This is a genomic window from Megasphaera sp. SC8-1 (assembly GCF_024436295.1).
Classification (GTDB): domain Bacteria; phylum Bacillota; class Negativicutes; order Veillonellales; family Megasphaeraceae; genus Megasphaera; species Megasphaera elsdenii.
Genome location: NZ_JANFQH010000006.1, coordinates 75,993 through 97,500, shown reverse-complemented (window position 1 = coordinate 97,500; position 21,508 = coordinate 75,993). Strand labels below are relative to the sequence as shown.

At 55.4% G+C, this 21,508-nt stretch carries 23 protein-coding genes; all 23 read left to right on the top strand.

The genetic code is table 11. The features are described 5' to 3' along the window. Positions 1-7: 7 nt before the first annotated feature. Positions 8-1,441 (top strand): argininosuccinate lyase, encoded by a 1,434-nt coding sequence (argH, locus tag NOS26_RS01815; protein WP_255917194.1) that lies wholly within the window; start codon positions 8-10, stop codon positions 1,439-1,441. A 310-nt stretch (positions 1,442-1,751) separates the two neighbouring features. Further along, positions 1,752-2,585 (top strand): UDP-3-O-acyl-N-acetylglucosamine deacetylase, encoded by an 834-nt coding sequence (lpxC, locus tag NOS26_RS01810; RefSeq protein WP_255917193.1) that lies wholly within the window; start codon positions 1,752-1,754, stop codon positions 2,583-2,585. A gap of 17 nt (positions 2,586-2,602) precedes the next feature. Beyond that, a complete protein-coding gene (gene fabZ / locus NOS26_RS01805) occupies positions 2,603-3,049 on the top strand; it encodes a 3-hydroxyacyl-ACP dehydratase FabZ (RefSeq protein WP_014015064.1) in 447 nt (148 codons plus the stop codon). A gap of 200 nt (positions 3,050-3,249) precedes the next feature. Further along, a complete protein-coding gene (gene lpxA, locus NOS26_RS01800) occupies positions 3,250-4,062 on the top strand; it encodes an acyl-ACP--UDP-N-acetylglucosamine O-acyltransferase (RefSeq protein ID WP_022498081.1) in 813 nt (270 codons plus the stop codon). 125 nt (positions 4,063-4,187) lie between these two features. Continuing rightward, entirely contained in the window at positions 4,188-5,003 is an 816-nt protein-coding gene (locus tag NOS26_RS01795; RefSeq protein WP_014015062.1) for an LpxI family protein, read from the top strand. Between the two features lie 8 nt (positions 5,004-5,011). Beyond that, on the top strand, positions 5,012-6,166 hold the full coding sequence (gene lpxB, locus NOS26_RS01790) for a lipid-A-disaccharide synthase (RefSeq protein ID WP_014015061.1): 1,155 nt from the start codon (positions 5,012-5,014) through the stop codon (positions 6,164-6,166). Next, positions 6,150-7,916 carry a lipid A export permease/ATP-binding protein MsbA gene (msbA, locus tag NOS26_RS01785; RefSeq protein ID WP_027894714.1) on the top strand — a complete coding sequence of 589 codons (1,767 nt, stop codon included), beginning with the start codon at positions 6,150-6,152 and terminating at the stop codon, positions 7,914-7,916. Before lpxB ends, msbA begins: the two co-directional genes overlap by 17 nt. 6 nt (positions 7,917-7,922) lie before the next feature. Beyond that, complete coding sequence (locus tag NOS26_RS01780; protein WP_255917259.1) at positions 7,923-9,260, top strand: 3-deoxy-D-manno-octulosonic acid transferase; 1,338 nt, start codon at positions 7,923-7,925, stop codon at positions 9,258-9,260. 4 nt (positions 9,261-9,264) lie between these two features. Next, complete coding sequence (gene lpxK / locus NOS26_RS01775) at positions 9,265-10,410, top strand: tetraacyldisaccharide 4'-kinase (RefSeq protein ID WP_036202235.1); 1,146 nt, start codon at positions 9,265-9,267, stop codon at positions 10,408-10,410. Further along, positions 10,407-11,156 carry a 3-deoxy-manno-octulosonate cytidylyltransferase gene (kdsB, locus tag NOS26_RS01770; protein WP_014015057.1) on the top strand — a complete coding sequence of 250 codons (750 nt, stop codon included), beginning with the start codon at positions 10,407-10,409 and terminating at the stop codon, positions 11,154-11,156. The genes lpxK and kdsB overlap by 4 nt, the downstream gene beginning before the upstream one ends. A 3-nt stretch (positions 11,157-11,159) precedes the next feature. Beyond that, positions 11,160-12,005 (top strand): 3-deoxy-8-phosphooctulonate synthase, encoded by an 846-nt coding sequence (kdsA, locus tag NOS26_RS01765; protein WP_022498073.1) that lies wholly within the window; start codon positions 11,160-11,162, stop codon positions 12,003-12,005. A gap of 28 nt (positions 12,006-12,033) precedes the next feature. Beyond that, positions 12,034-13,005 (top strand): SIS domain-containing protein, encoded by a 972-nt coding sequence (locus tag NOS26_RS01760; RefSeq protein WP_027894710.1) that lies wholly within the window; start codon positions 12,034-12,036, stop codon positions 13,003-13,005. Beyond that, a complete protein-coding gene (locus tag NOS26_RS01755; protein WP_014015054.1) occupies positions 13,005-13,541 on the top strand; it encodes an HAD family hydrolase in 537 nt (178 codons plus the stop codon). Before NOS26_RS01760 ends, NOS26_RS01755 begins: the two co-directional genes overlap by 1 nt. Before the next feature lie 18 nt (positions 13,542-13,559). After that, positions 13,560-14,498 (top strand): lysophospholipid acyltransferase family protein, encoded by a 939-nt coding sequence (locus NOS26_RS01750; protein WP_014015053.1) that lies wholly within the window; start codon positions 13,560-13,562, stop codon positions 14,496-14,498. After that, positions 14,470-15,024 (top strand): LPS export ABC transporter periplasmic protein LptC, encoded by a 555-nt coding sequence (gene lptC, locus NOS26_RS01745; protein ID WP_014015052.1) that lies wholly within the window; start codon positions 14,470-14,472, stop codon positions 15,022-15,024. The genes NOS26_RS01750 and lptC overlap by 29 nt, the downstream gene beginning before the upstream one ends. A 2-nt stretch (positions 15,025-15,026) precedes the next feature. Beyond that, a complete protein-coding gene (locus tag NOS26_RS01740; protein WP_052048626.1) occupies positions 15,027-15,770 on the top strand; it encodes an LptA/OstA family protein in 744 nt (247 codons plus the stop codon). Positions 15,771-15,785: 15 nt separating this feature from the next. Continuing rightward, the gene (lptB, locus tag NOS26_RS01735) at positions 15,786-16,505 is read left to right on the top strand and encodes an LPS export ABC transporter ATP-binding protein (RefSeq protein WP_014015050.1); all 720 of its coding nucleotides are present in this window, start codon (positions 15,786-15,788) and stop codon (positions 16,503-16,505) included. 13 nt (positions 16,506-16,518) lie between these two features. Then, positions 16,519-17,607 carry an LPS export ABC transporter permease LptG gene (lptG, locus tag NOS26_RS01730; RefSeq protein WP_014015049.1) on the top strand — a complete coding sequence of 363 codons (1,089 nt, stop codon included), beginning with the start codon at positions 16,519-16,521 and terminating at the stop codon, positions 17,605-17,607. Positions 17,608-17,913: 306 nt separating this feature from the next. After that, positions 17,914-19,173, top strand: a complete 1,260-nt coding sequence (locus NOS26_RS01725) for a DUF3084 domain-containing protein (RefSeq protein WP_022498069.1) — start codon at positions 17,914-17,916, stop codon at positions 19,171-19,173. Between the two features lie 12 nt (positions 19,174-19,185). Beyond that, positions 19,186-19,605, top strand: a complete 420-nt coding sequence (locus NOS26_RS01720) for a hypothetical protein (RefSeq protein ID WP_014015047.1) — start codon at positions 19,186-19,188, stop codon at positions 19,603-19,605. Then, positions 19,602-20,438: a YitT family protein gene (locus tag NOS26_RS01715; RefSeq protein WP_014015046.1), complete on the top strand. Its 837-nt coding sequence runs from the start codon at positions 19,602-19,604 to the stop codon at positions 20,436-20,438. The genes NOS26_RS01720 and NOS26_RS01715 overlap by 4 nt, the downstream gene beginning before the upstream one ends. Before the next feature lie 143 nt (positions 20,439-20,581). Then, positions 20,582-20,812, top strand: a complete 231-nt coding sequence (locus NOS26_RS01710) for a YdbC family protein (protein ID WP_014015045.1) — start codon at positions 20,582-20,584, stop codon at positions 20,810-20,812. A gap of 150 nt (positions 20,813-20,962) precedes the next feature. Continuing rightward, positions 20,963-21,505, top strand: coding sequence for a transcription factor FapR (gene fapR / locus NOS26_RS01705; RefSeq protein WP_014015044.1), 543 nt, complete (start codon positions 20,963-20,965; stop codon positions 21,503-21,505). Positions 21,506-21,508: the final 3 nt, after the last annotated feature.

Below are 21,508 nucleotides of genomic sequence, written 5' to 3'. Positions count from 1 at the left end.
GATTCGTATGAAGTTATGGGGCGGCCGTTTTACTAAGGCCACGGATAAAAGTGTAGAAGAATTTAATGCGTCCATCCAATTCGATTGCCGCATGTACGCTGAAGATATCTGCGGCAGCATTGCCCATGCGACGATGCTGGCTAAACAGGGCATCATTTCCCAGGAAGATAAAGATGCCATCGTCAAGGGGCTGAAGGCCATTTTCCAGCAGATTGAAGACGGGAATTTCGATTTCTCCGTCGAACTGGAAGATATCCACATGAACATCGAAAAACGATTGACCGATGCCATCGGCGAAGCCGGCAAGCGCCTGCATACCGGCCGCAGCCGTAACGACCAGGTCGCCTTGGATACGCACATGTATGTCCGCCGCGAAATCGCCGCCGTCGCCAAGCTCCTGGTCAAGCTCCAGGAATCGCTGGTCAAGGCTGCCGAAAAGTACAGCGACGTCATCATGCCGGGGTACACCCATCTCCAGCGGGCCCAGCCGATTCTCTTCAGTCACCACCTCATGGCCTATTTCTCCATGCTGTCCCGTGACTTCATCCACTTGAAATATGCCTGGGACATGGCCGACAGGATGCCCCTCGGCGCCGGCGCCCTGGCTGGCACGACGTATCCTCTCGACCAGCCCTTCGTCGCCAAGACCCTGCATTTCGGCAAGATTTATGATAACAGCCTCGATGCCGTCAGCGACCGCGACTATATCATCGCCTTCCTGGAATTTGCTGCCGTCCTGATGATGCACCTCAGCCGCTTGTCGGAAGAATTTATCCTCTGGTCCAGTTCGGAATTTAAGTTCATCGAACTCGACGATTCCCACTGCACGGGCTCGTCCATCATGCCTCAGAAGAAGAATCCCGATATCTGCGAACTCGTCCGCGGCAAGACAGGCCGGTTCTACGGCCATCTCATGGGTGTCCTGACTATGATGAAGGGCATCCCCATGGCCTACGACAAGGACATGCAGGAAGATAAAGAAGGCGTCTTCGATGCCATCGATAATTTGAAGTTCGCCCTGACCATCTATGCCGCCATGATCGACAAGATGACCGTCAATGGCAAGCACATGCGGGAAGTCCTGGAAAGCGACTTTTCCAATGCGACGGATATGGCCGACTACCTGGCCAAGAAAGGCCTGCCCTTCCGGGAAGCCCATGCCGTCGTCGGCAAAGCCGTCCACTACTGCATCGAACAGGGCAAAGTCTTACAGCAGTTATCGCTGCAGGAGCTGCAGGCTATGAGCCCGCTCTTCGCAGAAGATATCCACCACTACCTGGATATCGAAACCTGCGTCAAGCAGCGTAACACATATAACGGCACGTCGCCCCAGTCCGTAGCCCGCCAGTGTCAGTCTGGCAAGGCTGCCATCACAGGGGAACAGTCCCAGATTGAAACCTGGAACGACGTCGTCGCCTCTGTCTATGAACTATTGAAGTAAAAGCGATTGAATGAAAAGGAGCTGTCCCTGTGGGGCAGCTCCTTTTCAAGTTTGAAGTTGAAAGTTTGAAGAAGATGGCTTTACATTTAAAACCATTCATTAAAAACTACAAACTGCAAACTTAATACTCAAAAATAGGCTGTCTTCATGCGACAGCCTATTTTCATGATTTGCCACGAACTACGAGCCACTAGGCCGTAGGCCGAAACCACGAACAATTCCCTTGTCATACATGCTATAAATAAGGTATAATAAAAAAGTATGAAAAAAATCAACTATTTACTCGTAACAGGAAAGGAGGGGCCTGCCTATGTCAATTGTCGCACAAACGACGCTGGCTCATGATGTTTCGTATAACGGTATCGGCCTGCATGCTGCGAATGAAGTCCATATGGTATTGCGCCCGGCTCCGGCTGATACAGGCATCGTCTTTATCCGGACGGACTTGCCCGGAAGACCGTCTGTACAAGCCCATCTCACGAATGTAACCAATACAATGCGGGCGACGACGCTGGAAAAAGGGGAGGCCAAGGTCTTCACGGTAGAACACCTGCTGTCCGCTTTGAGCGGCATGGAAGTGGACAACTGCTTCGTCGAAATGGATTCTGTCGAACCGCCTGTCGCCGATGGTAGCAGCCTGACCTTTGTCAAGCTCATCAAAGAAGCCGGGATCCGTGACCTCGAGGCACCGCGCCGACCGCTGGTCGTCCAAAGACAGCATCTCGTCCAGGAAGACGATAAATTCATTGCTATCGTGCCCTATGACGGTTTCCGCATCACCTTTACATCGATTAACCCGCATCCCCTGCTGGGCGTACAGTTCTTGGATACGACCATCACCCAGGAATCCTATATCCGGGACATCGCCTTTGCCCGTACCATCGCCTTTACGGAAGAATTGGAAATGCTCAAGAAATTAGGCCTGGGCAAGGGCGGCACCATCGAAAATGTCGTCGTCTATGACAAGACGTCGTGCTTATCCGTGCCCCGCAGCGACGATGAACTGGTCCGCCATAAGGTCCTCGATATCATCGGAGACCTGGCCATGCTCGGACGGCCCGTGCGGGGACACATCATTGCCGTCAAATCAAGCCACAAACTGAACAACCTGCTGACCCATAAAATTTTTCAAGAACTGCAGTGATCTAAGGAGGAATTCTCATGACTTTGGAAGTAACTGATATTATGGAAATTTTGCCGCATCGCTATCCCATGCTGCTCGTCGATCGCATCATCGAATTGGAACCGATGAAGTATGCCATCGGCATCAAGAATGCGACCTTTGATGAACAATTTTTCCAGGGCCATTTCCCGGGTAAACCGGTCATGCCCGGCGTCCTCATCGCCGAAGCCATGGCTCAGGTCGGCGGCGTAGCCCTGCTCTATCCGGAAGAAAACCGCGGCCTCATCCCGTTCTTCACGGGCATCGACAAACTCCGCTTCCGCCATCCCGTCATCCCCGGCGACCAGCTGGTCATGCGGGCCGACATCGAAAAAATCAAAGGCCGTATGGGCAAGGTCAAGGCCCAGTGCCACGTCGGCGATACGCTCTGTGCCGAAGGGGAATATCTCTTTGCCCTCATGCCGGGCCAGAACCCGAAGAAATAATTTTAAAAAAGTTTAAAAATTTTGCTTTGTGTTAAATAAAGCCTTAAATGGGCGCATTTGTGAGCATGAAGTGGAAATTAGCGGGAAAAAGCCTGATTTTGCCCGGCAAAACCGGACGCTATTTCTGTGAGTATAACCTATATAGTTTGTGTTGAAAATAAGCGCCTGCCAGTGAGGCAGGGAAGCGAGGAGTGACTTTAATGACCGAGGAAACGAATAACATGCCTCAGAGCATGATACATCCGACGGCTATTATAGACCCGCAGGCAAAAATCGGTGCCGGTGTCAAAATCGGGCCGTATGCCGTTATCGGGCCCCACGTTACCATTGGTGACGGAACAGAAATCATGGCCCACGTTACTATCGACGGCTGGACGACAATCGGCAAGGACTGCCGGTTTTTCCCCAGCTGTTCCATTGGTTCGGAACCGCAGGATCTGAAATATCACGGCGAAAAGAGTTACCTGATCATCGGCGACCGTTCGGTGTTCCGGGAATTCGTCACGGTCAGCACGGCGACTGGCGAAGGGGAAGAAACGCGCATCGGCAACGACTGCCTCTTCCAGGCCTGCACGCATGTAGCTCATAACTGCGTCGTCGGTAACCACGTTATCATGAGCAACTGCGCCGGCCTGGCCGGCCATGTCACCGTCGAAGACCGCGTCGTCATCGGCGGCATTGCCGGCGTCCATCAGTTCGTCAAAATCGGCCGCAACAGCATGATCGGCGGCCTGGCGAAAGTCGTCCAGGATATTCCGCCTTTCGTCATCGCCGACGGCCAGCCCGCCCGCTGCATCGGCTTGAACAGCGTCGGCCTTTCGCGGGCAGGTATCCCGGAAGAAGTACGCCGGGAACTGAAGAAGGCCTTCCGCATCTTGTACCGTTCCGGCCTCAACCTGCGCCAGGCTATTGCCGAAATGGAACAGGAACTGGACAGCTATGAAGAAGTAGAACATTTTCTCCGCTTCCTCCGCAATGCCGACCGCGGTATCTGCAGAGGGACGAAAGATTAGGCAGCCGCTAGTGGCTAAAAAGGGGTGTCGCGTCTGCGATGGCCCCTTTTTTTGCTGACAGGGAGCCTGTTTTTTTGTTATAATATAAAGATGAATATTTCTCTTTATGAATAAGGATGATTGCTATGGAAAAAGTAGGATTGCTTGCCGGTGTCGGCAAACTGCCTGTAGAATTTATGCGCGCTGCCAAGCAGCTGGGCCACGAGGTCATCGTCATCGCCGTCGTCGATGGCGTAGAGCCGGAACTGGCTGCCGAAGCAGATGCTTATTATGAAATCAATGTCGCCAAATTGGACAAAGTCATCAAGACCCTCAAGAAGAATGGCGTCGCCAAAGTCACCATGATTGGCAAAGTCACCAAGGAAATCCTCTTCAAGGGCTTGAAGTTCCCAGATTGGCGGGCCATCAAGCTGTTGGCGAAACTGCGCAACCGCAAGGACGATACGATCATGCTGGCCATCGTCGAAGAACTGGCCAAGGATGGTCTGGAAGTCGTCGACCAGACCTTGTACCTGAAGCCCCTCATGCCGGCTTGCGGCGTCTTGTCGCGCCGTAAACCGACGGCCGATGAAGAAGACGATATCCGCTTCGGCTTCGTCACGGCCAAGGCCATGGGCGGCATGGACATCGGCCAGACCGTCGTCGTCAAGCACAAGGCCGTCATGGCTGTCGAAGCCATCGAAGGGACGGACGCCTGCATCCGCCGCGGCGGCGCCCTGGGACGGGAAAAGTCCGTCGTCGTCAAAGTGGCCAAACCCAATCAGGACCCGCGTTTCGATGTGCCTGCCGTAGGCAAGCAGACCATCCTGTCCATGATTGAAAGTAAGTGCAATGTCCTAGCCATGGAAGCCGGCCGGACGCTCTTCGTCGAACAGGACGAAGTCCTGGATCTGGCCAACCGCCACAATATCTGCATCTGTGCCGTCGATAAGAATTTTTAGGAGAGCCTATGAAAATCATGTTTTCTGCCGGTGAGGCATCGGGCGACCTCCATGGCGCCAACCTGGCCCGGGCTTTGCGGGAACTCGATCCGCAGGTCGAACTGCTCGGTATGGGCGGTAAGGAAATGGAAACGGCCGGCGTCGACATCGTCTACGATATCAAGAACTTAGGCGTCATCGGCGTCGGGGAAATCCTTCGCAAGATTCCTTTCTTCTTCCGCCTTCGCGATTTCCTCGTCGAGACGATGCGCAGGGAAAAGCCGGACGTCCTGGTCTGTATCGACTATCCTGGCTTCAATATGCGCCTCATCAAAGTGGCCAAAGCGGCGGGCATACCCGTCGTCTATTATATCCTGCCGACTATCTGGGCCTGGCACAAGAGCCGCGGGAAGACCATTGCCAAGTATACGGATTTAGCTATTTCCCTGTTTCCGTTTGAAGCCAAGATGTATGAAGACATGGGGACGAATGTCATCTATACCGGCCATCCCCTGGTCGATACGGTCCATGCGACCATGAGCCGCCGCGAAGCTTGTGCCTATTTTGGCCTGGACGAGCGGAAAAAGACGGTTCTTCTTATGCCGGGCAGCCGGGTCCAGGAAGTGCGCGGCCTCCTGCCGTGTATGCTGGAAGCGGCCAAACTCATTCGCCAGGAAGCTGGCGACGTCCAGTTCATCCTGCCGCGGGCCTCGACTATTGACGAGGTTCTGCTGGACGAATTAATCAAGCCTTCGGGAATCGATGTCACCATCGGGGAAGACCGGGTGTACGATATGATGAACCTCAGTACGGCGGCCATAGCGGCTTCCGGGACGGCGACGCTGGAAACGGCCCTCATGGGCCTGCCGACGCTCCTGGTTTACCGCGTCAACCGCCTGACCTACTGGCTGTCGAAGGTCCTGGTCCATATCGACAGCATCGGCCTGCCCAACATCATCATGGGCCATCGGGTCATCCCTGAATTGTGGCAGGACGAGGTGACGCCCGGGAATATCGCCGCCGCCATGGTGCCCATGATTACCGATAAAGCGCGCCGTGAAGCTTTGCACGAATCCCTGGCGGCTGTCCGCCGCACGATGGGGGAACCCGGTGCTGTCCAGCGGACGGCCCAGGCTATCTTAGATTTTGCAAGAGAAAGAGGTGCCCATGAAGCAATACAATAGTTGGCAAAGTTATAAGAGATTATTAATGTTCATCAAGCCGTACAAGATGCGCCTCGCCGTCGCCGTCATCTGTATGGCCCTGTCCGGGGCGAGCAACGTCGTCGTCCCGTGGCTCATCAAGGACGTCATCGATAAGGTCCTGGCCAATAAGGATATCTACACGCTGAACCTCATCGTCATCGGGATCCTAATCTTGTTCCTGCTTCGTGGCTTCTTCTACTTCGGCCAGAAGTACCTCATGAGTTTCGTCGGCCAGAAAATCGTCAACGACATCCGCGAAACCTTGTACCGCCATTTGCAGACCTTGTCCCTGTCGTACTTCGACAAGCACAAGACGGGCAATATCATGAGCAACCTGACCAATGACGTCACGGCTTTGCAGACGGCCATTGCAGGCAACCTCATTTCCTTCGTCCAGGAAGCGGTCATCCTCGTCGGCTCCCTGGGGTCCATGCTCTTCCTCTACTGGAAGCTGACCCTCTTGACCCTGGTCATCGTCCCCCTCGTCGTCTTTACGATCAACTTCTTCGGCTCCCGCCTGCGCCGGGCCGGTCACGACGTCCAGGGCAAGATGGCCGATATTACATCGCTCCTGGAAGAAGCCATTTCCGGGATTCGCATCATCCGCTCCTTCAACCGCGAAGACTTTGAAATCCGCCGCTTCATGGTCCAGAACGACCGCAACTTCTGGGCCCTCATGACGACGACTAAGCTGACGGCCTTATTGACGCCGTTCATCCAGTTCTTCGCAGCCATTGCCGTTACGGGCATCATCTGGTACGGCGGCATGAGTGTCATCAACGGTGAAATGACGGCCGGTGCCCTCATCGCCTTCCTCATTTACGCCATCAACCTGGCCAATCCGGTCCGCCGCATCAGCGAAATCTACGGCGACATCCAGAAATCCCTGGCCGCTGCCGACCGTGTCTTTGAAACCATCGACACCGAACCGGATGTCAAGGAAAAGAAGGACGCCATCGTCCTGCCGCCGGTCAAAGGGGAAGTCGAATTTGACCACGTTTCCTTTGCCTACGATAAAGATCACCCGGCCCTGACCGATTTCAACTTGAAAGTCGCTCCGGGCGAAGTCGTCGCCCTCGTCGGTCCCAGCGGGGCCGGTAAATCGACGGTAGCTAACTTGCTGCCCCGTTTCTATGACGTTACCGGCGGCAGCCTGACCATCGACGGCATCGACGTCCGCGACGTCACTTTCTCGTCCCTGCGCCAGCAGATCGGCCTGGTACCGCAGGAAACGATGCTCTTCAACGCTACGGTCCGGGAGAACATCCTCTACGGCCGCCTCGATGCGACAGACGAAGAAGTCGTCGCTGCGGCCAAAGCGGCCAATGCCCATGAGTTCATCATGGAACTGCCTGGCGGCTACGAAGCCCTCGTCGGCGACCGCGGCAGCTCCCTGTCCGGCGGCCAGCGCCAGCGCATCGCCATCGCCCGGGCCATCCTCAAGAACCCGCGCATCCTCATCCTCGATGAAGCGACGTCGGCCCTCGATACGGAAAGCGAAAAAATCGTCCAGGCCGCCTTGGACCGCCTCATGGAAGGCCGTACGGCCGTCGTCATCGCCCATCGCCTGAGTACGGTCCGCAATGCCGACAACATCGTCGTCATCGACCATGGCCGCATCGTCGAAGAAGGAACCCATGAAGAACTGCTGGCTAAGGACGGCCTCTATGCCCATCTCTATGCCGTACAGTTCAACGATACTACGGAAGACACAGCGTCGGAAGGTTGATTCGTGATGAAAAATCTAAAATCCCATCCTATGTACTGGCTGTATAATATCCTGCTCCTCATTTACTGGGCGACACTCATTCCCATGCTCATTTACCGGCTTATCCGGGAAGAAGGATTTTATCAGCGCATCAAACAGAGTATCGGCTTTTTGCCGGAAGAATTAAAAGATAAAATATCCAATCGCCATGCCATCTGGGTCCATGCCGCGTCGGTCGGGGAAATCGTCGCGGCCAGCCCGATTGTGCGGGAAATGCGCAAGACTCATCCCGACGAAGTCATCATCGTCTCTGTCGTCACGGCGACGGGTTTCCGCATGGCCCATCAGATCATCAAAGGCGCCGATGGGATCCTCTATTTCCCGCTGGACCTGCCTTATCTGACCAACCGCATCCTGACCATCGTCAATCCCCAGGCCATCGTCCTCGTCGAAACGGAAATCTGGCCGAATTTCCTGCGCATCGCTGCCGACAAGCACATCCCGGTCATGATGATGAACGGCCGCATCAGCCAGCGCAGTGCCGTCCGCTACCGGATGATCACCTTCTTTACGCGCCGCGTCTTGTCGACAATCCGCATGTTCTGCATGCAGAGCCGCATCGACGCCCAGTATATCATCGACATCGGCGCCGACCCCAATAAGGTCATCGTTACGGGCAACACCAAGTACGACCAGACCTACGGCATCGTCACGGAAGAAGAAAAGAAGCGCTTCCTCCATGAACTGGGCTTTGCCGAAGGGACGTACCCCATCATGATCGCCGGCAGCACCCATAGAGGGGAGAACGGTTCGGTCTACAAGGCCTTCGTCAAGATACGGGACCATTTCCCGGACGCTAAATTGATCATCGCGCCGCGCTATATCTACCAGGCCGACCTCATCGCCGACGAAGGGCTGAAGCATGGCGTCATCATGGTCAAGCGCAGCGATATGAAGGCCGGGAAACCGGTTAAAGCCGACTATGACGGCGTCATCCTCGATACGATCGGCGAATTGGGCCGCGTCTACAGCCTGGGCGACCTCATCTTTGTCGGCGGCAGCCTGGCCCATATAGGCGGCCATAATATCCTGGAACCGGCAGCTCATGGCAAGCCCATCGTCGTCGGTCCCAATATGTTCAACTTCGTTGAAATCTTCGATCTCCTCAGCAGCCGCGGCGCCTGCGTCATGGTCAAGAATGAAAAGGAATTTATCGACACCTGCCTGGATATCCTCATCCATCCGGACCGGGCCGAAGCCATGAAACGCAGCTGTATCGAAGTCGTCCAGGAAAACCAGGGGGCGACGCGGAAGAACTTGGAACAGCTGCAGCAGATGCTCGATGCTGTCCACGGCGGGAGGTGAGGCCATGTCTTTTCGCAACTGGGCAACGGCCTATTTCCATTACCTCACCGGCAGCGGTCCGCATCGCTGCTGGGACTGGCCGGCCCTGGCCCTGCTGAGCGGGGCGTCCTGGCTGTATCGGAAAGGCGTCCTGGCCAAGTATCATTCCATCGCTTCTCATCCGGAACGGCAGGAACACGTGCCGGCCGTCGTCATCAGCCTGGGCAATATCACTGTCGGCGGTACGGGTAAGACGCCGACAGCGTGTATGCTGGCCCGGCGCCTGCAGGCCCAGGGCTGGCGCGTAGCCCTGCTCAACCGGGGCTACCGCTCCCAGCGGGAACAGGGCGGGGCTGCCGTCATGTCCGACGGGCAGCACGTCCTGCTGACGGCTGAAGAAGGCGGCGATGAAGCCTGCCTCATGGCCCGCAGCCTGCCAGGTGTTCCCGTCCTCGTCGGCCGCCATCGGGCCGCCGGCGGCCGTCTGGCTGTCGAACGCTTCGGGACGCAGGTCCTCCTCCTCGACGACGGCTTCCAGCACTGGCAGCTGTACCGGGACTTGGACATCGTCCTCGTCGACGGGACCAATCCGTTCGGCAACGGCCACGTCCTGCCGCGGGGAATCCTGCGGGAACCGCTGGAACAGCTGGCACGGGCCGGCGCCTTCATCATTACGAAAAGGGACCAGATTTCCCAGGACCGGGCGGATGCCATTGTCCGTCAGTTGCGGCAGTACAACCGGCAAGCGCCGGTGGCCATGGCCATCCACAAGCCGTCGCGCTGCCTGTCCTTTGCCGCCTGGCACGAAGGCCGGAGCGATGGCGCCGGAGAGTTACGGCCCGACGGGCAGCCGGTCCTGGCCGTATCGGCCTTGGGCAATCCGGCCTCCTTTGAACGGACTTTGAGCGATGCCGGTTTTACCGTCACCGGTGCCATCCGCTATGAAGACCATCACCAGTACAGCCGCGACGATATCCGTCAGATGGCTGACCAGGCGGCGGCTGCCGGCTGCCCCCTGGTGACGACGGAAAAAGATGCCGTCAAGCTGCCGGCATCCCTCATCCATGAATACGACCTGCCACTGTACGTTTTGAGTATCACCATTGAAATCGTAGAAGGACAGGAGACAATAGATACGATTCTGCAAGCAGTATTGGAGGATAAACTATGAAATTTGTATGCATCATCCCATCGCGCTATGCATCGACGCGCCTGCCGGGAAAACCACTGTGCGATATTGCCGGCAAGCCCATGGTACAGCGCGTCTACGAACAGGCTGCCAAGGCCTCGAAACTGACGTCTGTCGTCGTCGCCGTAGACAATCCGAAAGTCTATGACACGGTCGTCACCTTCGGCGGCCATGCCGTCATGACCCGGGAAGACCACGCCAATGGTACGGACCGCCTGGCCGAAGCGGTCGGTCATTTTCCCGATGCCGACGTCATCGTCAATGTCCAGGGCGACGAACCGCTCATCGCGCCGGACGTCATCGACGACTTGTGTCGGGCCTTTGAAGCGGAACCGGACCTGACCATGGCTACCGTCGCTGCGCCTTTGCAGGAAGACGAATACGACGACCCGAGTGCCGTCAAAGTCGTCCTCAACCAGAAGGATGAAGCCATGTATTTTTCGCGCTCCCTCATCCCGTACCCGCGCCACTCCTTTGAAGAAGGGGGCATCCAGCCCTATAAGCACATCGGTATCTATGCCTATCGCCGGGACTTCCTCCTGCAGTACGCGGCCATGGAACAGACGCCGGCAGAAAAAGTCGAGTCCCTGGAACAGTTGCGGGTTCTCGAAAATGGTTATAAGATAAAAGTAATAAAGACTCATCACCAATTCATCGGTATCGATACGCCGGATGACCTGGAACACATCCGCCGTTATTTTGCCGAATCTGCTCATAAAGGGGAATAGACTATGGAAAAAGTGAAACAAATTCAGGTTGGCAGCCAGACCGTCGGCGGCGATGGCAAGCTTTTCGTCATGGCCGGCCCGTGCGTCATCGAAGACCCGGAACGGACCCTGGCCATTGGCAAGGCCATGAAGGCTATCTGCGAAAAATTGGGCCTGACCTATATCTTCAAGGCTTCTTTTGATAAGGCGAACCGCTCGTCCTATACGTCGTACCGCGGACCGGGCCTGACAGAAGGACTGCGCATCCTGGCCGATATCAAGAAAGAACTCCAGGTCCCCGTCGTCAGCGATATCCACGAAACCTGCCAGGCCGAAGCGGCTGCGGAAGTCCTGGACGTCATCCAGATCCCGGCCTTCCTCTGCCGCCAGACCGATTTATTAGAAGCCGCTGCGGCTACGGGGAAATGCGTCAACGTCAAGAAAGGCCAGTTCCTGGCACCGGAAGACATGAAGAACGTCGTCGCCAAGATCGAACACGCCGGCAATGAAAACATCATGCTCACCGAACGGGGCATCAGCCTGGGTTATCACAACCTGGTCGTCGACATGCGGTCCTTCCCAATCATGCGAAGCTTCGGCTATCCCGTCGTCTTCGATGCGACCCACAGCGTCCAGCTGCCCGGCGGAGCCGGCACGAAATCGGCCGGCCAGCGCCAGTTCGTCGGCAACCTGGCACGGGCCGCTGCCGGCGCCGGTATCGACGGCGTTTTCATGGAAGTCCACGATAACCCGGCCGAAGCCCTCAGCGATGGGCCGAACATGCTGTACTTATCGCAGGTCGAAGGCGTCCTCCGCGATATGGCAGCTATCAACGAAATCGCCCAGCGAAGCGTAAGCACGGATAAATAAGCACGGGCAAGAAGGAGACGAAATCATGATGGATATTTTAGAAGAAGCAAAAGACGTGCTCCATCAGGAAGCACAAGGCATTGAAAAGTTGATTCCTACGCTCAATCAAAATTTCGTCAATGCCGTCAACATGATTATGAAATCGAAGGGCCGGGTCATCGTCACGGGCATGGGGAAATCCGGCCACATTGCCCGCAAAGTATCGGCGACGCTGTCCAGTACGGGGACGCCGTCTATTTTCCTCCATCCGGCCGAAGCCATCCACGGCGACTTGGGCATGGTCACGTCCGATGATGTCGTACTGGCCTTTTCGAACAGCGGGGAAACCGTAGAAATCCTCAACATCCTGCCGTCGCTCAAGCGTATCGGTGCCAAACTCATCACCGTCGTCGGCAACCACAATTCGACGCTGGCCAAGCACGCCGACATCATCCTCGACGCATCCGTAGAAAAAGAAGCCTGCCCGCTGGGACTGGCTCCGACGACGAGTACGACGGCTGCCCTGGCCTTGGGTGATGCCCTGGCAGTGGTCCTCTTGACGCAGCATCATTTCACGAAGGAACAGTTCGGCATCTTCCATCCCGGCGGAGCCCTGGGCAAGAAGCTCCTGCTCACCGTCGACGATGTCATGCATAAAGGCCAGGATAATCCTGTCGTCAGCGAAGACAGCATCGTCCAGGATGCCCTCTTCCTCATGACGGAAAAAGGACTGGGTGCCGTATCCGTCGTCGATGAAGACGGCAAGCTCGTCGGCCTGGTCACTGACGGCGACGTCCGCCGCGGCCTGGAAACGGGCTCCAATTTCCTCCAGTGGCCTGTCGATGCCATGATGACCAAGAACCCGCGGGTCATTGCCAACCATAAACTTGCGACGGAAGCCCTGCACATCATGGAAAAGAACCAGCCCCGTCCGATTACGGTACTGCCCGTCGTCGACAAGGACGATAAAGTTGTCGGCATGATCCATATTACCGATTTGCTGCGGCAGGGAGTGGTCTGATGAGCTTTTTGACACATATCAAGATGCTGGCCCTCGACGTCGATGGCGTCATGACCGACGGCATCATCTATTACAGCCCGTCCGGCGATGCCATGAAGGGCTTTTCCGCCCGCGACGGTATGGGCATTTCCCTCATCCGGGCTGCCGGCCTCAAGACGGCCCTGGTCACGGGACGCCGGTCGCCCATGGTCGAACAGCGGGCGAAAGACCTGCATATCGACTACGTCCTGCAGGACTGCTCGCGCAAGCTCCTGGCCATGCAGCAGTTGTGCAGTGAAATCGGCCTGTCCCTCGACGAAGTGGCCTATATGGGCGACGACTTGAATGACGTCGAGCTCATTGCCAATGCCGGTTTCGGTGCAGCGCCCCTCGATGCCTGCGAAGAAGCCCGGCGGTCGGCCGCTTTCGTTTCGGCCTATCCCGGCGGCCACGGGGCTCTGCGGGAATTTGCCGAATATATCTTGAAGAGCCAGCATGTCTGGGACAAGGTCCTGAGCCGTTATTTAGGCGATGGGAGCCTTACGTTGCGCCAATAGGAAAGGAGAGTCTGTATTGTGAGTAAGGAATGGCAGTACCATGCTGCGCGCGGATTTGGCAAGATCCTCTGTCATCTGCCCTATCCGTTTATCATTTCCTTGGGTCGCAAACTAGGCCCTCTCGTAGGAAAGTTGATGAAGAAGCAGCGCAACCGCGGGATTTTCCAGATCCAGCGCGGCCTGGAATGTAGCCGGGAAGAAGCGGAACGCATCATGACCGAAGTCTTCCGCAATCTCGGCCAGTCGCTCATGGAAATCCTCTATACGCCCAATCTGAACCCCGGGAATATCCGCGACTATGTCACCCTGGAACATCCGGAACGCCTCGATGAGGCCGTGAAGGAAGGGAAGGGCGTCATCGTCCTGACGGCCCATATGGGCAACTGGGAATGGCTCGGCGCCCTGGCCATGTACGGCTATCCGGCGTCGACCATCGTCAAGAATCAGGCCAACGACGCCGTCACGCGCCTGCTCAACGAAAACCGTGAAGGCATGGGGCTGGAAGTCTTTGCCCGCGGCGGCAATGAAATGATCATCGCTGCCCGTGCCCTGAAGCGCAAGAAGCTCCTGGGCTTCCTGGCCGACCAGGACGGCGGCTTCCACGGCGTTCCTCAGCCGTTCTTGGGCAAGATGAGCTCGACGCCTAAGGGGCCGGCCATGTTTGCCCAGAAATTCCATTCCCCCATCGTGCCGGTCTTTCCCGTCCATGACGAAAACCATCGGACCCATTTGATGATCGGCGAGGTCATGCACTTTGAAGATACGGGGAATAAAGAAGAAGATATTGCCCGCATGACCCGCAAGATGGCTGTGGTCACAGAGCAATTCATCAAAGAACATCCGACAGAATGGCTGTGGTTCCAGCACCGCTGGAGTACAGAACCGGAAGAAATCATAGCGTTGCAGCAGAAACCGGAGGCGCATACCGATGATAGCAGAAAAGCTGAAAAAGAATAAAATTTCCATCATTGCCGCCGTCGTCGTCATCGCCTTCGCCGTCATGCTCTACGTTTTCATGCATCCCCAGAAGACGGAAGACCCGATGGTCAGCCCGGATAAGCTCGTCGAATTTGAAGGGACGGAGCTGGAAGAAAAGAAGGAGGGTCAGCTCGTCTGGAAATTGACAGCCGATAAGATCCAGATCGACCCGGACACGCAGATCATGTATTTCACCAATCCCAAGGCCCTGGTCATCGCCGAAGACGGGACACAGATGACCATTACGTCGGATAAGGGCGTCGTCGACCGTCAGAAGCGGACCATCGAAATCAAACCGCCGGTCAAAGCGGAAACCGATAAGGGCGATACGTTGCAGACCGACGGCAGTGTGTATTATAATATGGATACGCGTATGATCAAAGGCGGCAAAGTCGTCATGGACCGCCATGATAAGACGTCGCTCAAAGCCGATGCCTTTGAAACGGACAGCAGCCTGACCAACGTAAAGCTGACTGGCCATGCGCAGGTGACAAAGGGAGAATGACTATGATGGAATTACTTGGAAAGAAACTGGCTGTGGCCGCCCTTCTGGGAGCCATGGTCCTGCCGGCCGTCGGCGCCGTGGCAGCGGATAACAATGGCAATCCTGCCGTATCCGTTACGGCAGACACGCTGGAATATAACGGCAAGACCCAGGTCGCTACGGCGACGGGCAATGTCGTCATCGTCCGCGACCAGGCTACGATGACCGGCAATAAAGCCGTCTACAACCTCAAGACGGCCGAAGCCGACATGGAAGGCAACGTATCCATTCAGCAGCCGGATATGCAGCTCAACGCCGATAAGGTCCATTCGACGAATAAGAATTACGTCGTCGCTACGGGCAGTGTCCGCGGCGTCTATGACGATAAGAAAGTCAATGGCGATAAAGTCGAATACTATCTCGACCAGGATTACGGCATCGTCACGGGCAACGGCTATCTCGAAGCCCAGGGCTCGCAGATGTGGGCCGACCATATCAATGCCTGGTTCAAGCAGATAAAGGCTGTCGGCACGGGCAACGTCCATATCGAATCGCCGGCAGAAAACCTCGTCGCTTATGCCAACCAGGCCGTCTACACCCAGACACCGGGCCAGAATGACGGCGTCATCCACTTGACAGGGAACGTCAATGCCACGCAGAACGGCAATTCCCTCAACGGCGACAACGTCGATATCCGCCTGGCCGATAATTCCGTCCAGACCCGGAGCCGGTCGACCATCGTCATCGTACCGGGCAGTAATCCGTAAGAGTAAGGGGTACCTATGTTTATTCAGACTGAAGATCTCGTAAAAGCGTATAAAGAACGGAATGCCGTCAACGGCGTCAGCATCCGCGTCGACCAAGGGCAGATTGTCGGCCTCCTGGGGCCGAACGGTGCCGGCAAGACGACGACGTTCTACATGATCGTCGGCATCGAACGGCCGACGGCGGGGAAAATCACCATCGACGGCAAGGACATCACCCGCCTCCCCATCCATAAGCGGGCCGCCTATGGCATCGGCTACCTGCCCCAGGAAGCGTCGATTTTCCGCAAGCTCACCGTCGAAGATAACCTCCTGGCCATGCTGGAGACGACGAAACTCAGCAAGAAGGAACAGCGTGAAAAGGCAGAGGCCTTGATGGAAGAATTTTCCATCACCCAGCTCCGCGACCGCCTGGGTATCCAGCTTTCCGGCGGCGAACGGCGCCGCGTCGAGATTGCCCGCTGCCTGGTCATGGACCCGGCATTCATCCTCCTCGATGAACCTTTTGCCGGCATCGACCCCCTGGCCGTCAACGATATCCAGGGCATCATCAGCCATTTGAAGAACCGCGGCATGGGCGTCCTCATTACCGACCACAACGTCCGGGAAACGCTGAGCATCGTCGATAAGGCCTATATTTTGAGTGAAGGGAAGATTCTCCTCGAAGGCAGCCCGGAAATGATTGCCAATGACCCGATAGCCAAGAAATTCTACTTAGGCGAAGAATTTAGGATGTAACAGGGAGTATGGAATGCGAATATTAGATAAGTATATATTAAAAGAATTTATTGGCCCCTTTTTGTTTGGCGTCTGTGCTTTTACAGCGGTCTTCGTCGGCACGGGGACGCTCTACCGTATTGCCAACTTGATCAACCAGTACGGGGCTTCGGCCTGGGCCGCGTTCCGCGTCTTCGTCCTGGCTATGCCGTCGATCATCGTCGTCACCTTTCCCATGTCCGTCCTCTTGGGATCGCTCATGGCCTTTGGCCGCTTGTCCAGCTCCAGTGAAATGATCGTCATGCGGGCTGGCGGTCAGAATTTCATCCGCCTGGCCATGCCGATCTTCGTGGCGGCTTTCTTCATTTCCATCGGGGCGACGGCCTTCAATGAATACGTCGTGCCTAAGGCCAATAATGCCTACAATACGATCATTAATGAAGAAATCAAGCACAACGTCGCGCCGACGACGCAGGACCATATCATCATCAAGAATACCAAGGGATCGGATATCTCCAGCCTCATGTATGCCCGTCAATATGACGCCAATACGAAGCAGCTCAAGGATATTACCGTCCAGGAATTTGAAAATGATACGCTCATGCGCGTCGAACAGGCTGACCGGGCCGACTGGAACGGCCAGAAATGGATCATGCACGAAGGCATGATCTACGACGTATCGGCCAATGAACAGACGACGCGGTCCTTGAAGTTCCAGAACCAGGCCCTGCCGATCACGCAGAAGCCGAATAAGATCAATGCGTCCCAGAAGAAACCGGATGAATTGACGATTCGCGAATTGCGGGAACAGATCAAGCTCCTGGACCAGAACTCGGTCAATACCAATAAGATGAAAGTCGAAATGTACAACCGCTTTGCCCTGCCCCTGGCCAGCCTGGTCTGTGCCATCGTCGGCGCTCCCCTGGGGATGCAGAAACAGCGCGGCAGTTCGTCCATCGGCTTCGGCATCAGCGTCGTCGTCATCTTTATTTACTATTCCATCATGACCCTGGGCAACGCCTTGGGCAACGGCGGCAAGATACCGCCGTACATCGCCGCCTTCCTGCCAGACATCATCTGCGGCATCGCTGGCGTCATCTTAGTCTATAGAAAATCGAAGTGAGGAAAAGGGTTTGTCGCATGACGACAAGCCCTTTTTGAGTTTGAAGTTTGAAGTTGAAAGTTTGATGTGGAGGGGACAAAATTTAAAAGCCATCGCCTCAAATATCATACATCAAACCTCAAACATTTAAGAAAAAGGGGACCTCGCATGATGGTAGAAGCCTTCGTGCGGCAGCCCCTTTTTAGGGATTAGCAGTTAGGGGTTAGTTACGGACGGCTGACGGCAAGGGCAGGACAGCCCTTGCAGGCCAGGGCTGTTATGGGCTATAATATAATGATATAAAGATATGAGCAAAGGTGGTGTCTTATGGAATACGGATGGGTCATGCTGATCGTCTTGTCTGTCATGGGCGGGATTATCGCTTATCTCGGTGATAAGATCGGCTCCCGGGTAGGGAAACAGAAAATTAAATTATTCGGCTTGCGCCCGAAATATACGTCCATCCTGGTCACGATCCTGACGGGTATCAGCATTGCCGTCATCACCTTAGGCGTCATGTCTATTTTGTCGGAAAATGTCCGCATTGCCTTGTTCGGCATGCACCAGCTGCAGATGCAGAAGGCCCAGCTCGAAGCCCAGCGCGACGAACTGTTGCAGCAGGCTAAGGAGTTGGGGCAGGAATTGGATGACAAGAACAACCTCATCGCTTCCAATGAAGAACTGCTGAAGAAGCAGCAGGAACAACTGGATGGCAAGAACGAGGAAATCCGGACGACGCAGCTCGACTTGCAGCAGGCCCAGTCGGCCCGCGACGACAAGGCCCGTCAGCTGACGGTCATCCAGGTCGCCATGGACGAAGCCAAGAAGCAGCGCGACTCGGCCCTGGCCGACAGTGAAAAGGCCCGCCAGGACGTAGCTCTGCTGGAAGAAACGAAGCAGAAGATGATGAGCACCATCGACGTCCTCGACAAGCGTATCAAGCTGCTCAATGAAACGATGACTAATATCCGCGAAGGGACCGTCGTCTTCCGCGTCGGCGAAGTCCTGTCCAGCAATGTCCTCAACGGCGGCCTGAGCCAGGCCCAGACGAGGGAAGAACTGAGCCGGGCCATGAGCCAGACCAATACTATGATCTGCCGCCACCTCGGCGTCCGCGATGAAAATACAGTCCTCCTCTACATTTCGCCGGATGAGTTCAATGCCACTGTCGACGCCCTGCAGAAGGCCGGGAAGTCGCAGAAACTGGTCCGTATCATCGCCGCCGGCAACATCATGCTCGGCGAACCGGCCCTGGTCCACGTGGAAATGTATGACAACAACCTCATCTATCACCGCGGCGACGTCGTCTATGAAGAACGGCTGACGGCTCAGGAATTGTCGAACAATGCCGAATTACAGGTCATGCGCTTCCTCCATAACGTCAACCAGCAGGCCCAGGCGAAAGGCCTCCTGCCGGACCCGCTGACGGGGAATGTCGGGGCCCTGACGGCCACGGAAATGTTTGAAACCATCAGCAAGATAAAGAATCACGGCGGCTCCGATATCGTCCTCAAAGCCGTGACTGAAACCGATACCTACACGGCCGGCCCGTTGCAGATTGATATCCGCGTAGAAGCCGATGAATAAGGGGGAGATATTTTGATCTTTGCTATTGATCCTGGTTCGGAAAAGACCGGGACCGCTGTCGTCGCAGAAGATGGCAGCCTGGTTACCAAGGCCATCGTGCCGACGCCGGAGCTGGGCGATTATTTGAGCCGGGTTTATGAAACCCATCCCTTTTCCCACATCGTCATGGGCGACGGGACGAATCACAAGAAGCTGCAGCCCCTGGTCGAGCAGTGGATTGCCCGGGATCATCAGGATATCACCTTTTCCCTGACCGACGAGAAATTCACCACTGTCGAAGGGCGCAAGCTCTACTTCAAATACACGCCGCGCAGGGGCTGGCGCCGCTTCGTGCCCCTGTCCTTCCAGTATCCGCCGGAACCGGTCGATGATTTCGTCGCCTGGATTATCGGCCGCCGTTATTTAGCCAAACAACGAGGAGGAAATCCATGAAATATATCTTGCGTGCCCTGGGCCTGGCCTTTGGCGCTCTCATCTACACCATCGGCCTGGACGTCTTCCTGGTCCCGAACCACGTCATCGACGGCGGCGTCGTCGGCATCGCCCTCATGGCCGCGCAGCTGACGGGTATCAGTTTCAGCGTGTTCATCATCATCCTGAACATCCCGTTCTTCATCTTCGGCTATAAGAAGATAGGGGCCTTTTTTACGGTATCTTCGCTCTTTTCCATCCTCTGCCTGTCCGGGTGGAGCAATTTCATCCATTACGAACCGGTCACGTCGGACCCCTTCTTGTCGACCATTTACGGCGGCATCATCATCGGTCTCGGCGTGGGCCTCATCATCCGCTGGGGCGGCTCCCTGGACGGGACGGAAGTCCTGGCCATCATCGCCGACAGGCGCACGCCCTTTTCCGTCGGCGAGACGATCATGTTCTTCAACCTCTTCATCCTGGGCAGTTCGGGCTTCGTCTTCTCCTGGGACAGCGCCATGTATTCCCTGGTGGCATACTTCATCGCCTATAAGATGATCGACGTCGTCACCAACGGCCTCGACGAAATGAAGGGCATGCTCATCGTCACAGGCAAGCACGACCAAGTCACGGACTGCCTGACCAAAGACATGGGCCGCGCCGTGACCCTCATCAACGGCGAAGGCGCATACAAGCGGGAAAAGACGATGATTCTCTACTGCGTCGTGTCGCGCCTGGAAGTCACTAAGATCCGCGATGCCATTACCAGTGTCGACTCCAATGCCTTCGTCTCGGTCTTTGATATCAGCGAAGCGCACGGCGGCCTGTTTAAAAGACATAAAATGCATGGGTAAAAAGTCAAAAAAGGCTTGACATAATTGGCGAATCTGCTGTATTGACATACAGCGCATATTTGCTATTATATAAAATAATTGGGTTATAGCGTTAACCTGAAAATGACAACACAGGTGGGAGAACACCTATTGGGAGGTATACAATGGCACAGTTAAATTTCAATATCGAAGATATTTGCGGGACGCTGTCGGAAAATAAAGACGGCTGGCGCAAAGAACTGACGTACATCAGCTGGAACAATCGGGCTCCGAAATTCGACCTTCGCTCGTGGGACCCGGATTACCAGGCCATGACCAAAGGTATTACCATGACCAAGGAAGAACTGGAAAAACTGCGTGATGTATTGAACGAAATGGATTTCGATAAATACTAAGGAGTGATGAAGTATGCTTTCGGCAATTCAATGAGTTGAATGAAAAGAAAGCATACTTTTTTATTTTCCTTGCCAAATTTGTCAAAACATTATATAATCTCTAGTTGTATGTGCTGTTAGTACTTGGTAATAATTTCAAGGGTGAATGAAATGGTTCGTATAGCGAGAGAGAAGCGACATGCTTTATTACAGAAGCGGATTGAAGAAAATCCTTTCATAAATGACGAAGAATTAGCTGAAGAATTTTCTGTCAGCGTAGCGACAATCCGCCTGGACCGCATGGCTTTGGGGATACCTGAAATGCGCATCCGCATCCGCCAGAAAGCGGAAGCGGCGCAGCCGAAACTGCGCAATGCGACCGTCGTCGGTGAGCTCGTAGACTGCATCATCGGCAAGAACGCCATTTCGATCATGACGGCTACGGACGATATGGTCGACGAAGCTCACATCGTGCGCTCCCAATGCCTGTATGCCCAGGCCAGTTCCCTGGCGCGGACGGTATTGAACCTTCCTGTCTGCATTACGGCAGTAGCGAATATAAAATATAAACAGCCCGTCACCGTAGGCGATAAACTGATTGCCAAGGCCGAAGTCATGCGCCAGCGCGATCAGAAGTACTACGTATGGGTCACCATCCGGAAAATGCGTAAAGAAGTATTCCGGGCGAAATTTATTATAGAATCTTTGGAATAATGG